General features: G+C 67.4%; 14 protein-coding genes. 7 read left to right on the top strand and 7 right to left on the bottom strand.

Annotated features, from left to right (window positions below; genetic code table 11):
• The first annotated feature begins 67 nt into the window (after positions 1 to 67).
• The 3 genes from EAH68_RS03170 to EAH68_RS03160 are packed head-to-tail and all read left to right on the top strand — an operon-like array spanning position 68 to position 2,282.
• Complete coding sequence (locus EAH68_RS03170; RefSeq protein ID WP_126119873.1) at positions 68 to 574, top strand: NUDIX domain-containing protein; 507 nt, start codon at positions 68 to 70, stop codon at positions 572 to 574.
• Between the two features lie 22 nt (positions 575 to 596).
• Entirely contained in the window at positions 597 to 1,517 is a 921-nt protein-coding gene (locus EAH68_RS03165) for an ABC transporter ATP-binding protein (protein ID WP_126119872.1), read from the top strand.
• Between the two features lie 3 nt (positions 1,518 to 1,520).
• Positions 1,521 to 2,282: a multidrug ABC transporter permease gene (locus EAH68_RS03160; protein WP_126119871.1), complete on the top strand. Its 762-nt coding sequence runs from the start codon at positions 1,521 to 1,523 to the stop codon at positions 2,280 to 2,282.
• Between the two features lie 25 nt (positions 2,283 to 2,307).
• On the opposite strand, the gene EAH68_RS03155 is transcribed toward EAH68_RS03160, so the two are convergent.
• From EAH68_RS03155 to EAH68_RS03130, 6 genes are all read right to left on the bottom strand, one after another.
• On the bottom strand, positions 2,308 to 3,531 hold the full coding sequence (locus EAH68_RS03155) for a Na/Pi cotransporter family protein (protein WP_126119870.1): 1,224 nt from the start codon (positions 3,529 to 3,531) through the stop codon (positions 2,308 to 2,310).
• Positions 3,532 to 3,618: 87 nt separating this feature from the next.
• Positions 3,619 to 5,106, bottom strand: a complete 1,488-nt coding sequence (cls, locus tag EAH68_RS03150; RefSeq protein WP_126119869.1) for a cardiolipin synthase — start codon at positions 5,104 to 5,106, stop codon at positions 3,619 to 3,621.
• 5 nt (positions 5,107 to 5,111) lie between these two features.
• A complete protein-coding gene (locus EAH68_RS03145; protein WP_126119868.1) occupies positions 5,112 to 5,933 on the bottom strand; it encodes an exodeoxyribonuclease III in 822 nt (273 codons plus the stop codon).
• 52 nt (positions 5,934 to 5,985) lie between these two features.
• Positions 5,986 to 6,405: a VOC family protein gene (locus tag EAH68_RS03140; RefSeq protein ID WP_126119867.1), complete on the bottom strand. Its 420-nt coding sequence runs from the start codon at positions 6,403 to 6,405 to the stop codon at positions 5,986 to 5,988.
• Between the two features lie 110 nt (positions 6,406 to 6,515).
• Complete coding sequence (locus EAH68_RS03135) at positions 6,516 to 7,514, bottom strand: N-acetylglutamate synthase, CG3035 family (RefSeq protein ID WP_126119866.1); 999 nt, start codon at positions 7,512 to 7,514, stop codon at positions 6,516 to 6,518.
• Positions 7,515 to 8,099, bottom strand: a complete 585-nt coding sequence (locus EAH68_RS03130; protein WP_126119865.1) for a peptide deformylase — start codon at positions 8,097 to 8,099, stop codon at positions 7,515 to 7,517.
• On the opposite strand from EAH68_RS03130, the gene EAH68_RS03125 reads away from it, so the two are divergent.
• The 4 genes from EAH68_RS03125 to EAH68_RS03110 are packed head-to-tail and all read left to right on the top strand — an operon-like array spanning position 8,098 to position 10,699.
• The gene (locus tag EAH68_RS03125) at positions 8,098 to 8,370 is read left to right on the top strand and encodes a DUF3263 domain-containing protein (RefSeq protein WP_126119864.1); all 273 of its coding nucleotides are present in this window, start codon (positions 8,098 to 8,100) and stop codon (positions 8,368 to 8,370) included. The genes EAH68_RS03130 and EAH68_RS03125 overlap by 2 nt on opposite strands.
• 10 nt (positions 8,371 to 8,380) lie before the next feature.
• Positions 8,381 to 9,067: a LytR C-terminal domain-containing protein gene (locus EAH68_RS03120; protein ID WP_241228267.1), complete on the top strand. Its 687-nt coding sequence runs from the start codon at positions 8,381 to 8,383 to the stop codon at positions 9,065 to 9,067.
• The gene (locus tag EAH68_RS03115; RefSeq protein ID WP_126119863.1) at positions 9,067 to 10,206 is read left to right on the top strand and encodes a glutamate--cysteine ligase; all 1,140 of its coding nucleotides are present in this window, start codon (positions 9,067 to 9,069) and stop codon (positions 10,204 to 10,206) included. Before EAH68_RS03120 ends, EAH68_RS03115 begins: the two co-directional genes overlap by 1 nt.
• Entirely contained in the window at positions 10,199 to 10,699 is a 501-nt protein-coding gene (locus EAH68_RS03110; protein ID WP_126119862.1) for an alpha/beta fold hydrolase, read from the top strand. Before EAH68_RS03115 ends, EAH68_RS03110 begins: the two co-directional genes overlap by 8 nt.
• Here EAH68_RS03110 and mnhG read toward each other — a convergent pair.
• Complete coding sequence (mnhG, locus tag EAH68_RS03105; protein ID WP_126119861.1) at positions 10,696 to 11,076, bottom strand: monovalent cation/H(+) antiporter subunit G; 381 nt, start codon at positions 11,074 to 11,076, stop codon at positions 10,696 to 10,698. The two genes, EAH68_RS03110 and mnhG, sit on opposite strands and share 4 nt — an antisense overlap.

Raw genomic sequence — 11,076 nt, 5'->3', positions numbered from 1 at the left:
CCATGAGCCTGCACCCCGTGCGCCATCTCCCGGACGGTGTCCCTCAGTCCGACTACGCTCTACAGGTATGAACGGTGACGGAAACGGCTGGGCTGCAGGTCCCGGCGGAGTTCGGGTGTGGGGACGTCACGGCGCCGCCGGCCTGATGCTGCTGGCCGGCGACGACGATCCGCTGGTGCTCATGCAGCACCGCGCGCTGTGGACGAACAATGGCGGCACCTGGGCGTTGCCGGGTGGGGCGCGGGACTCCCACGAGTCGATCGCGGAGGCCGCGGTGCGCGAGACGGTGGAGGAGTGCTCCATTGAATCCTCCCTGGTCGAGGTGCTGGAGGAACACGTCACCGCCGGTCCCTACCCCGGGGATCCGCAGCAGCCGGAGCTGGCCTCCGGCTGGACGTACACGACCGTCATCGCCCGCACCACCACCGGGGCACCGTTGAAGACCTTCGGCAACGAGGAATCCCTCGAGCTGCAGTGGGTGCCCCTGTCCCGGGTGGGGGAGCTGCCCCTGATGCCCGCTTTCGCGAAGGCACTCCCCGGACTCGCTCAGGCAATTCACAGGCTGCACTCCTGAATCCTGTGGCAGGGTGGACGTCATGATCCACGTTGCAGGTCTGACCAAGGACTACGGTCCGGTCCGTGCGGTCGAGGACCTCACCTTCAGGGTGCAACCGGGCATCGTCACCGGCTTCCTCGGCCCCAACGGCGCTGGTAAATCGACGACGATGCGGATGATTGTCGGCCTCGACACACCGACCTCCGGTACCGCGCTCGTCAATTCCCGTCCCTACCGCGAGCTGCCCCGCCCCCTGACCGTCGTCGGCTCGCTTCTCGACGCGAAAGCGGTCCACCCCAACCGCAGCGCCGCGAACCACCTGAGGTGGCTCGCGCAGTCCAACGGTATCCCCCAGAAGCGCGTCGACGAGGTCCTCGGACTCGTCGGCCTGGCCGGGGTGGCCCGGAAGCGGACGGGTGGTTTCTCCCTCGGCATGGGACAGCGTCTCGGCCTGGCGGGGGCACTGCTGGGCGACCCGAGGATCCTGGTGCTGGACGAACCTGTCAACGGCCTCGACCCTGAGGGCATCCGTTGGGTCCGTGACCTGCTCAAGGCCCTGGCCGCCGAGGGACGCACGGTGCTCATCTCCTCCCACCTGCTCTCCGAGATGGCGCTGACCGCGGACCGGCTCATCGTCATCGGGCGGGGTCGCCTGGTGGCGGACACGACGACGGCGGAATTCATCCGCGAGCACTCGGCCTCCACAGTGGTGGTACGTAGCGAACGGCTCGATGAATTCGCCGCGCACCTCACCCGCGCCGGGTTGGAGCCGGCACCCGCGGGGCCGGCGCTGGAGGTGCCGGACGCCACGACCGAGCAGGTCGGCGAGCTGGCCTTCACCGGGGGTTTCCGGCTGTATGAGTTGTCGATGCGACAGGCGTCGCTGGAGGAGGCGTTCATGGATTCCACGGGAACTGCCGTGCAGTACCAGGCCCGGGGACCGGAGAGGTCGGCGAAGTAGACGATGTTCCTCAACACGCTGGCGGCGGAGTTCACCAAACTGCGCACGACGGCCTCCTTCTGGTGGACCACCGCACTGTTCATCGGCCTGGCCCTCGGCTGGGCGGCGCTGACCGGTTCCACGACCATGGAGGCCGACGGCGGTTTCCCCACCCTGTGGGCCTCCTCCACCGTGGCGGCGGTGTACCTCATCGGCTTCCCCGTACTCATGATCCAGTCGATCATGCTGGTGACCACCGAATACCGCTACCAGCTGCAGTCTGCGACCTTCCTGGCCACACCCCGCCGGTGGACCGTGGCCCTGGCGAAGCTGCTGCTGTACGCGGCTTTTGCGGCGGCCCTGACATTCCTCGTGGTGGTCGCGGCATTCTTCATCGCGAAGACCCTCGCCCCGCCGTCAGCGGCGGCGATGTTCGAGCCGCTGCAGGACCCCGCAGCGCAGGAGATCATGTGGGTCTACCCCGCGGCGGCGGCGATGATCGTCATGTTCAGCCAGGGGATGGCCCTGCTCCTGCGGCAGACCGCCGGCACGGTGGCGCTCATGCTCATCTGGTTCATGGGCCTGGAGCAGATCTTCCGTCTCGTGCCCAAGGTGGGTCACGATATCGTCCGCTACCTGCCTTTTGAGAACCTCAACGCCTTCGTCAACGACTTCGCGCTGGACGGGGTGGCGTGGGACGTCAAGGGTTCCGGTGCCTTCTTCCTGGCCTGGGCGGTGGTGACCTGGGTGGCGGGTGTGGTGGTGCTGCAGCGCCGCGACGCTTAGATCCTGCCGGTGTGGGGGCCGGTGGTCAGCTCAGGAGCGTGTAGATCAGGATGACCACTGCCGGGATGAGGAAGTAACCCAGGAGCATGGCGGTGGCGGCGTAGGAGTAGCCGCGCGCGGCCAGTCGGCCGGAGAGTTCGGCCAGCCGGATGAGCCATTCGCGCAGGGGTCGGATGAGCAGGACAAGCAGTGTGCCCGTGGTGTTGAACGTGACGTGCACCAGGCCGGCCTGGACTGCATAGGGACCCAGGGAACCCGGGACAGCGAGGGCGGTGATCAGTGCCATGAGGGTGGTGCCCACGTTGGCGCCGAGGGTGAGGGCGAGGATCTCGCGCAGCTTCAGCGATTTCGACACCGCGAAGGGCAGTAACGAGGACACGGTGATCGAGGAGGCCTGGACGGCTGCCGTGCCCACCGTCCCGGAGAACACCCCGAGCGCATCGGAGGCACCGGAGGAGCGTTCCAGCAGGGTGCGGGTGGCGGCGGCGGTGAGGACGGACAGCTGGGCGTTGAGGATGCGCACCGCCGTGAGAACCAGCACCACGCCGAGCACGATGCCGGCCATCGCTGCGATGTGGGGGGAGAGGAGGGAGCCGAGGAGACCATCGGTGCCGATGGCGCCGATCAGCGGGGAGAAGAGGGTGAACAGGCCCCGGCTGGTTCCGGTGGTGCCCTCGGCGAGCAGGGAATCGGCCACCAGGTTCGTGAAGCGCTGCAGCGGCTGGAAGAGCAGCTCCAGGGGAAAGATGAGGCAGACGAAGGTGAGGTTGAACCACGTGTGCAGCGAGGCGGAGGTGAAGGCCCGGCGGAAGTTGGCGCGGTCGCCGACGTAACTGAAGGCAACCAGAGAGGCGGTGACCGTTGTGCCGACGTTCGCGCCCAGGATGATCGGGATCGCCACGGGGACCGAGACGGCACCGGTGCCTACGGCCGCGACGGTCAGCGTGGTCACGGTTGTCGAGGACTGGATGGCGGCGGTGGCGAGGATGCCGATGAGCAGACCGATGAAGGGGTTGGTGGCCAGTTCGAAGAGCCTGGCCACGGTGCCGGTGCCCAGTCCCTGGGCGCCGTCGAGGATGAGGTAGATCGCCGTGATCATCATCAGGACAGCACCGGCGACCCCCATCCAGCGCACGGTGGCGCCGAAGGTGGAGAGTGCGACGAAGTCCCGCTCAGCGGGGATCTTCCGGGGGTTGATGAAGTGTTGCGTACCGGGCAGGGGGACGGGACGGGTACGTCCAGCGGTCATGCCTCACCCCTTAACTTTCCGGACATCTTCAGGACAGCTCACGTACACCTGAATCTATCACCAGTGGTCGCTTTCCACGATTGGCCGTCATTGGAGGGCGGATGTCAGTTTCATGACGTTGTCCAGGTACCGCCGGGCGAAGCTCCGGTCGTTCCACTCCTCCAGCGACAGCTGCCGGGAGACGGCCAGGTAGGCCCGGGCGAGTTCATCGAGCTGCACGAGCAGGTTGCCCTCCGTGATCATCAGTGTCGACTCGTAGTTGAGGCCGAAGCTGCGCATGTCCATGTTCGAGGATCCGACGGTGCCGATGGAGCTGCCCTCCATCCCCGGATCGGCGAGGATGAACTTCGAGTGCAGCACGTAGGGGGCGGGGAAGAAGTGGATGCGCACGCCCGCCTCCAGCAGGGTCTGGTAGTAGGAGGACTGCGCATGGTGGACCATGAACTGATCCGACTGTTCGGAGACCAGCAGATCCACCTGCACCCCGCGGTAGCAGGCGGAGGTCACCGCCTCCAGCAGGGACTCGTCCGGGATGAAATAGGGCGAGCACAGGACCAGGCGGTGTCTGGCCAGGTGCAGGATGGAGTTGAACATCCGCAGGTTGGGTTCGGTGGTGTATCCCGGGCCGGAGGGGACCAGCTGCACGATGTTGAGGTTGTCCCCTGGGCCGGCGCTGTCCGGCCCCTCCAGGGATGGGGAGACCTCAAGCATCTCGTTGGTCTCCGTGTACCAGTCCACCGCGAACACGAAGGCCATCGATGCGACCACCGGGCCGGTCAGCTCGACCATCACGTCGACCCATTTCCGGCCGGCCCTGATATTGCCCCTGACCAGGTAGGAGCGGTCGATCATGTTGATCGACCCCATGAACGCCACCCGCTCGTCGATGATGAGCAGTTTCCGGTGGTTGCGCAGGTCCGGCCGGCGGAAGCGCAGCCGCCACGGCTTCACGGGCAGCATCAGCCGCCAGTCCACCCCGATCTCGGTGAGGCGGCGGCCCAACCTGAGGTAGCCGGGGTACTTCATCGAACCGATCTGGTCGAAGAGGTACCGGACCTTCACCCCGCGCTGCACCGCGCGTTCCAACGCGCGGAAGAACACATCCGTCGTGTCATCCCAGGCGGTGATGTAGATCTCCACGTGGACGTGGCTCTCGGCCTCGTCCACCGCCTGCGCCATCCGCCGGATGGTTTCGTCGTAGTCGCCGAGGACGCCGTGGTTATATCCGGTGACGGCCGGCAGGTTGGTCAGGCGCCGGTTGAGTCGGGTGATCGACTGGACCGCCGGCCGCAGGTCCGCCCCCGCCGGCCAGTCCGGGACCTCTGACTGGACGTCCTCGACCATGACGTTCGCCTCCTGCTGGATGCGGTGGCGGCGCCGGTTGATGTAGGGCGAACCCATGAGCAGGAACAGTGGCAGGCCGACGAAGGGCAGCAGGAGAATCGCCAGCAGCCACGCCGTCGAGGAACTCGGCCTCCTGCCCTCCGGTACGAGGCCGATGGCGAGGATCTTGATCGTGTAGTCGATGATCAGGCCGACGAGCTGCCAGCCGCTGAGGTCGAGGGCCAGGCTCACGGCGGCTAACGGACCTCGTCGAAGTTCGGCTTACCCACGTAGTCGACGACTACCGGGGCATGGTCGGAGGCGCCCTTGCCGGCGCGCTCCTCGATGTCCACGAAGGCCCGCTGCGCGAGTTTCGCCAGTGTCGGGGTGGCCAGCTGGAAGTCGATGCGCATGCCCTGGCCCCGCTGGAAGCGCAGGCCCTTGTAGTCCCAGTATGTGAAGCGCTCGCGGGCGAGCGGTCGGGTGACCTCGACGAGTCCGGTGTCGAGCAGACCCTCGAAGACGACCCGTTCGGCCTCCGTCACGTGGGTCCTGCCGTCGAAGAAGGAGATGTCCCACACGTCCTCGTCCAGCGGGGCGATGTTGAAGTCGCCCAGGTAAACGGTCTTCTGGTGGGGGTCACGGCGCAGGGAGTTCTCGGCATGGAAGCCGAGGTTGTACAGCCAGCGCAGCTTGTAGTCGTAATGCGGGTCGGCGATCTCCCGGCCGTTGGGCACGTAGAGACTCCAGACGCGCACCCCGCCGCAGGTCGCCCCGATGGCGCGGGATTCCACGACCTGCGGATTGTTCGGGTCCTTGTCGAAGCCGGGCTGTCCGGGAAACTGCTTCTCGACGTCAGTGATCCCCACCCGGGAGATGATCGCCACACCGTTCCACTGGCTGCTGCCCTCATGGGCGACCTCGTAGCCGGCGGCGTGGAAGCGTTCGTAGGGAAACTGCGCATCCGAGCATTTCGTCTCCTGGACCGCCAGAACATCCACATCGTGGCGGGTGAGGAAATCCACGATCCGGTCCGCGCGGGTGCGCACAGAGTTGACGTTCCAGTTGACGATCCGCATGCCGTACACACTACCTGTACTGCACGGATGCGGGGGATGGGCAGGGGCAGGGTCAGTTGTCGGCGGCGTTGAGCATCCAGACGACACCGAACTGGTCGGTCACCTGGCCGTAGTAGTCGCCCCACGGGGCCTTCTCGAAGGCCATGGTGACCTCGCCGCCGCCAGCGGTGAGACGGACGATGTAATCCCTGGCCTCGACGACATTGTCGAACTGGAGGAGGAAGGAGTACGCCTCGGAGGCCAGGCCAGGGGAGTCCGGGCCCATGGCGTCCCCGCCGGCGATGTACACGGTCCCGGAGTTGAGGGTGGCGTGGGCGACGGTGCCGGCCGGGGGTTCGAAGGGGAAGTTCATGTCCGGCATGTCATCGTAGGTCATGATGTCGAGTTCACCGCCGAATACCTCGTGGTAGAAGCGGAGGGCTTCGGTGGCGTTGCCGGGGAAACTGATGTTGGGGCTGAACTGCATGGTCATGTGGGACTCCCGGGAGTGGGGGGCGGCGGGGCAGTTGGTGTTCCACGTCACAGTTTACGGGTCCCGGCTTGAGGTGCCAACGGTCGGCCTGGAAAGTCCCCTGCCGGTCCCTATTCCGGCATTCGCGCGTAGCGGTGCCGGTGGTGCTCGATGAAACCGAGCTTGGCATAGAGGGCGCGGCCCGCGGTGTTGGTGGCGATGACCTGCAGGTAGGCGTCGGTCGCCTCGTTGGCGGCACCCCAACTGAGCATCTCGGCCCCGAGTCGGGTGCCCAGACCGCGGCGTCGATAGGCGGCGGCGACCTCGACGGCGGAATAGCCCAGCCACAGCCGGTCGTCCTCCGAGGAGGTCAGTGTGGCACGGGTGATGGCCACCGTCTCCCCGGTCGGGGTGCTCAGGCGGCCGAAGCCCATGCGGCCGTCTATCTGGCCGCGCAGCAGCTCCAGCGCATGGACGGGCAGGGGGTGGCCGCGGAAGTTGTAGAGCGCGAGCCAGTCCTCATCAGGCTGGTCGTCGACGGAGAATATCAGTCCCGGCTCCTGTTCCGGGGCGGGCAGATCCCCGAGGGAACGGGTCATCACGATGATCTCCGGACCGAGTTCCCAACCCCCGGCCTCCACGAGCTTCTCCGCCGGGCGTCCGATACGTTCCGGGATGAGCACCTTCACCGGCAGGCCGTGGCGCCGGTAGAAAGCGGCGATCTCCTCGAGGGGCAGGGGGGCGAAACCAGCGGAACGGCCCAGGGGTGCCGCGGAGTTGGAACGCTCCGTGATGCCGTCACCGGCCCGCATGAGCCACTGGCCGTCGGCGGTCCAGGTGTGTTCGATGCCGGGGAAGGCCTTGGCCGTGGCGACCTCGACGGCGCGGATGTCCGAGTTGCGGATGGTCCGTGGCGAGAGCCGCTTGACCACCTGTACCAGCTCGGCGGGGATCTCCACCGCGGGCGCCGAGGAGGGCAGGCCGCCGACGGACTGGGGGCGGACGGTCAGGGGGTCGGTGGACAGGATGTGGCCGATGACGTCGGTGTAGTGGCCTGGGGTGTCGGGGAGCCGCCGCCGGACGACCACGCGGTCGCCGACGCCCACCTCGTCGGATCGGAAGATACCCATTTAGTGCCCGAAGGGATCCTCGTCCTCGCCGGGCAGCCACGTCAGGCCGGGGGCGGTCCAACCGTTGGCCTTGATGGTCTTCTTCGCCTGGCGGCGGAAGCGGCCGATGAGCACGTCGGTGTAGAGGAAGCCGTCGAGGTGGCCGACCTCGTGCTGGAGACAGCGGGCGAAGAAGCCGGTGCCCTCGACCTCGATCTGGTTGCCTTCGGAGTCGAGGCCGGTGACCTTCGCCCAGTCAGCGCGGGGGGTGGGCCAGCCCTCGCCGGGGACGGAGAGGCAGCCCTCGTCCTCGGAACCGTCGTCGGAGGGCATGGTCTCCGGGACCTCGGAGGTCTCCAGGGCGGGGTTGATCACGCAGCCCCGGTGGCGGACGCCCTCGTCGTCGGGGCAGTCGTAGACGAAGAGGCGCAGATCGACGCCGATCTGGTTGGCGGCCAGGCCGACGCCGTTGGCGGCGTCCATCGTCTCGTACATGTCCGCGATGAGGGTCTGGATCTCTTCGCTGGGGATGTCGGCGGGGTCGACGGGGCGGGTGGGGTTGTGCAGCACGGGGTCGCCGTGGATCACAATCGGGCGGATCGTCATGGCATACAGTTTAGGCATGCCCGAACTCAGCGACGCCGACGCCCGCCTCCTCGCTTTCGAGGAGCAGGCGCCCCGCTCCGCCGGCGTGAAGGAGGAGCTGATCCGCCGGGAGCTGAGGATGAGCCCGGTGCGTTATTACCAACGCCTCAATCTGCTCATCGATGTCCCCGCGGCCATGGCCTCCCATCCTGTCCTGACCGCGCGTCTGCGGCGCATCCGCGACAGGCGAGCGGAGGAACGTCAGCGCGCTGACGGTGAAGAAGAAAGCTAGAGTGACTACTGTGACGAATGTGAATCCGGAGAATCAGCCCGCCGCCACCGAATCGGAGCCGGGTACCGAAGGCACCGAGGGCACCGCCTCGAGACTGCCCCTGCGTGGCCTGGCCATGGTCCTCATCGCCGTGGCTGCCCTCCTGGCGATGTGGGGCCTGTACGCCACCACTCAGGGCAACGACTCCACCGACACCGCCGCCCAGGTCACCACCGAAGCGCCCGCCACCGCGACGGCGACCACCCCAGAGGAAGAGGGAACCGCGGCCGGGGAGGACCCGGAGCAGGGGACAGCGGAGGAGGGGGCCACCGATGAGGAGGCGGCTGCCGAGGACACACGCGATGAGGAGGAGCGCGGGGAACGGACCCCGCCGGCCCCGCGCGGTGGGGGCGTGGCGGCTGAGCCGCAGCGCCTCCATGTGCTCAACAACTCACTGGTGCCCAACCTGGCCGCCGATGTTGCCGACACCCTCGACGGCGAGGGCTACCGCCTCGGCGAAGTGGGCAACCTGTCGGATCTGATCCTCCCGGAGACCACCGTCTTCTTCCAGCCCGGCAATGCGGACACGGAGAAACGCGCCCGCGAGCTGGCCGACCGGGTCAGCGGTGTCGCCCGCGAATACGACGAATCCCTGCCGGACGGCACCGACGGCCGCAATGACCTCACGCTCGTCCTCGTCGACCAGGTGGCACTCTGATGGCCGTCGAGCCGATCCCGTTCGCGCGCTCCCCGAGGCCCACCCTCGGCGTTGAGTGGGAGATCGCGCTGGTCGACCCGGAGACCCGTGACCTCGCACCAAAAGCCGAGGAGATCATCGACCTGGTCAAGGCCGCACACCCTGAGGTGCACCTGGAGAAGGAATTCCTCCAGAACACCGTTGAGCTGGTCACCGGCGTGCACGAGACGGTCCCGGCGGCCATCACCGAGCTCTCCCATGATCTGGCCTGCGTGAAGGAGGCCGCCGACAAGCTGGGCCTGCGCCTGTGGGCCTCCGGCTCGCACCCCTTCTCGGATTTCCGGAAGAACCCCGTCTCCGCGAAGATGACCTACGCGGAGATCATCAACCGCACCCGCTACTGGGGCCAGCAGATGCTCATCTGGGGCATCCACGTCCACGTGGGTATCCGACACGAGGACCGGGTGTGGCCCATCATCAACGCCCTGATGACGAAATACCCCCACCTGCTGGCGTTGACCGCCTCCTCACCGGGTTGGGACGGGCTGGACACCGGCTACGCCTCCAACCGCACCATGCTCTACCAGCAGCTGCCCACCGCCGGCATGCCGTACCAGTTCACCTCCTGGGCGGACTGGGAGTCCTACATGCACGACCAGGGCATCTCCGGCGTGATCAACCACACCGGGTCGATGCACTTCGACATCCGACCGGCCTCCCGCTGGGGCACCATCGAGGTGCGTGTCTCCGACGCCACCTCCAACCTGCGGGAACTGGCGGCGGTGGTCGCGCTGACGCACTGCCTGGTCGTCCACTACGACCGGATGATCGACCGCGGTGAGGAGCTGCCCATCCTGCAGCCCTGGCACGTGGCCGAGAACAAGTGGCGTGCCGCCCGCTACGGTCTGGAGGCCCTGGTGATCACCTCCCGCGCCACCGACGAGCGCTGGGTGACCCAGGAACTCGCGGAACTCATTGACGAGCTCGCCCCCCTGGCCGAGGAACTCGGCTGCCTGGAGGAACTCAACCTCGTCCCGGAGATCCTGGAACGCGGAGCCGGTTACCAGCGTCAGCGCCGGGTATTCCAGCAGACCGGCGACTGGAAGGCCGTCATCGACGCCACCTGCGACGAGATGGAGGAACTGACCCCCGATGCCTGACATCGTTCTGCTGCATCCAGCCGGGCTGATGCCGGACACCTGGACCGGTGTGGTGCGCGCCCTGCCCTCGGACTGGAAAGCCTGGCTGCCCAACCTGGGGGACGGTTCCCCGGTCGAGCAGCGTCTCGCTGCCGAGCAGTACCTCGACCGGCAGGAGCTGCGGAAGGTGGTGCTGGTCGGCCAGGGCACGGGGGCGCTGGTGGCGGCTGGCATCGCGAAAGAGCAGCCCCACCGCATCAGCCACGTCGTGCTCGCCGGCCTGCCCCGGCCGGACGAGACGCATGTCAGGGCAGTGAAACTCCTGCCGCGTTTCCTGCTGCGCCGCCGCGGTGTGGACAAGGACGCGCTCGTCGAATCGGTGGCGCAGGCCCGTGACCTCGACGTCGCCGCGATCACCGCACCGACGCTGCTTCTCGACGACACCGACCACCGCACCGACCCCGCCGGCTTTGTCTCCCGGATCGCCGCCTTCCTGGCGGAACACCCCGCCTAGCGGCGGCGCAGGGAGCGTTCGGTGGGGGCGTCGTTACGCGACATGTCCTCGGCCGCGCCGTAGAGACCCTCACGGCGCGAGACACGTCCCAGCCGCTGGGCGGTGACGGGTGAGGTGATGCCCGCGAATACGACCAGCAGGACAAGTACCCCGAGGTCCGCGCGTTCGTCGAGGCCGAAGGACGGGGAGCCGGTGACCTTGAGCAGGGCACCGAGGATCGTCAGGATCAGGCCGGTGGTCTGGGGCTTGGTGATGGCGTGGATGCGCGACATCGTGTCCTTGAAACGCACCACGCCGACGGCGGCCGAGAACACCAGGAAGGCTCCGACGAGGATGAGCACCAGGGAGGTGACGTCGGCGAACAGTTGGTAGGTCAA

Origin of the sequence: Corynebacterium hylobatis, from assembly GCF_003955685.1 — a bacterium.
In the GTDB taxonomy this organism is placed as follows: Bacteria; Actinomycetota; Actinomycetes; order Mycobacteriales; family Mycobacteriaceae; genus Corynebacterium; species Corynebacterium hylobatis.
This window is presented reverse-complemented; position numbering and strand designations above follow the sequence as displayed.

Excerpts from the sequence above, each read along its gene's own strand:
- EAH68_RS03130 (WP_126119865.1), bottom strand. The coding sequence starts at position 8,099 with ATGACGATCCGCCCGATTGTGATCCACGGCGACCCCGTGCTGCACAAC.
- EAH68_RS03170 (WP_126119873.1), top strand. The coding sequence starts at position 68 with ATGAACGGTGACGGAAACGGCTGGGCTGCAGGTCCCGGCGGAGTTCGG.
- EAH68_RS03140 (WP_126119867.1), bottom strand. The coding sequence starts at position 6,405 with ATGACCATGCAGTTCAGCCCCAACATCAGTTTCCCCGGCAACGCCACC.
- EAH68_RS03160 (WP_126119871.1), top strand. The coding sequence starts at position 1,521 with ATGTTCCTCAACACGCTGGCGGCGGAGTTCACCAAACTGCGCACGACG.
- EAH68_RS03135 (WP_126119866.1), bottom strand. The coding sequence starts at position 7,514 with ATGGGTATCTTCCGATCCGACGAGGTGGGCGTCGGCGACCGCGTGGTC.
- EAH68_RS03165 (WP_126119872.1), top strand. The coding sequence starts at position 597 with ATGATCCACGTTGCAGGTCTGACCAAGGACTACGGTCCGGTCCGTGCG.
- EAH68_RS03145 (WP_126119868.1), bottom strand. The coding sequence starts at position 5,933 with ATGCGGATCGTCAACTGGAACGTCAACTCTGTGCGCACCCGCGCGGAC.
- EAH68_RS03110 (WP_126119862.1), top strand. The coding sequence starts at position 10,199 with ATGCCTGACATCGTTCTGCTGCATCCAGCCGGGCTGATGCCGGACACC.
- EAH68_RS03115 (WP_126119863.1), top strand. The coding sequence starts at position 9,067 with ATGGCCGTCGAGCCGATCCCGTTCGCGCGCTCCCCGAGGCCCACCCTC.
- EAH68_RS03125 (WP_126119864.1), top strand. The coding sequence starts at position 8,098 with ATGGCATACAGTTTAGGCATGCCCGAACTCAGCGACGCCGACGCCCGC.
- EAH68_RS03155 (WP_126119870.1), bottom strand. The coding sequence starts at position 3,531 with ATGACCGCTGGACGTACCCGTCCCGTCCCCCTGCCCGGTACGCAACAC.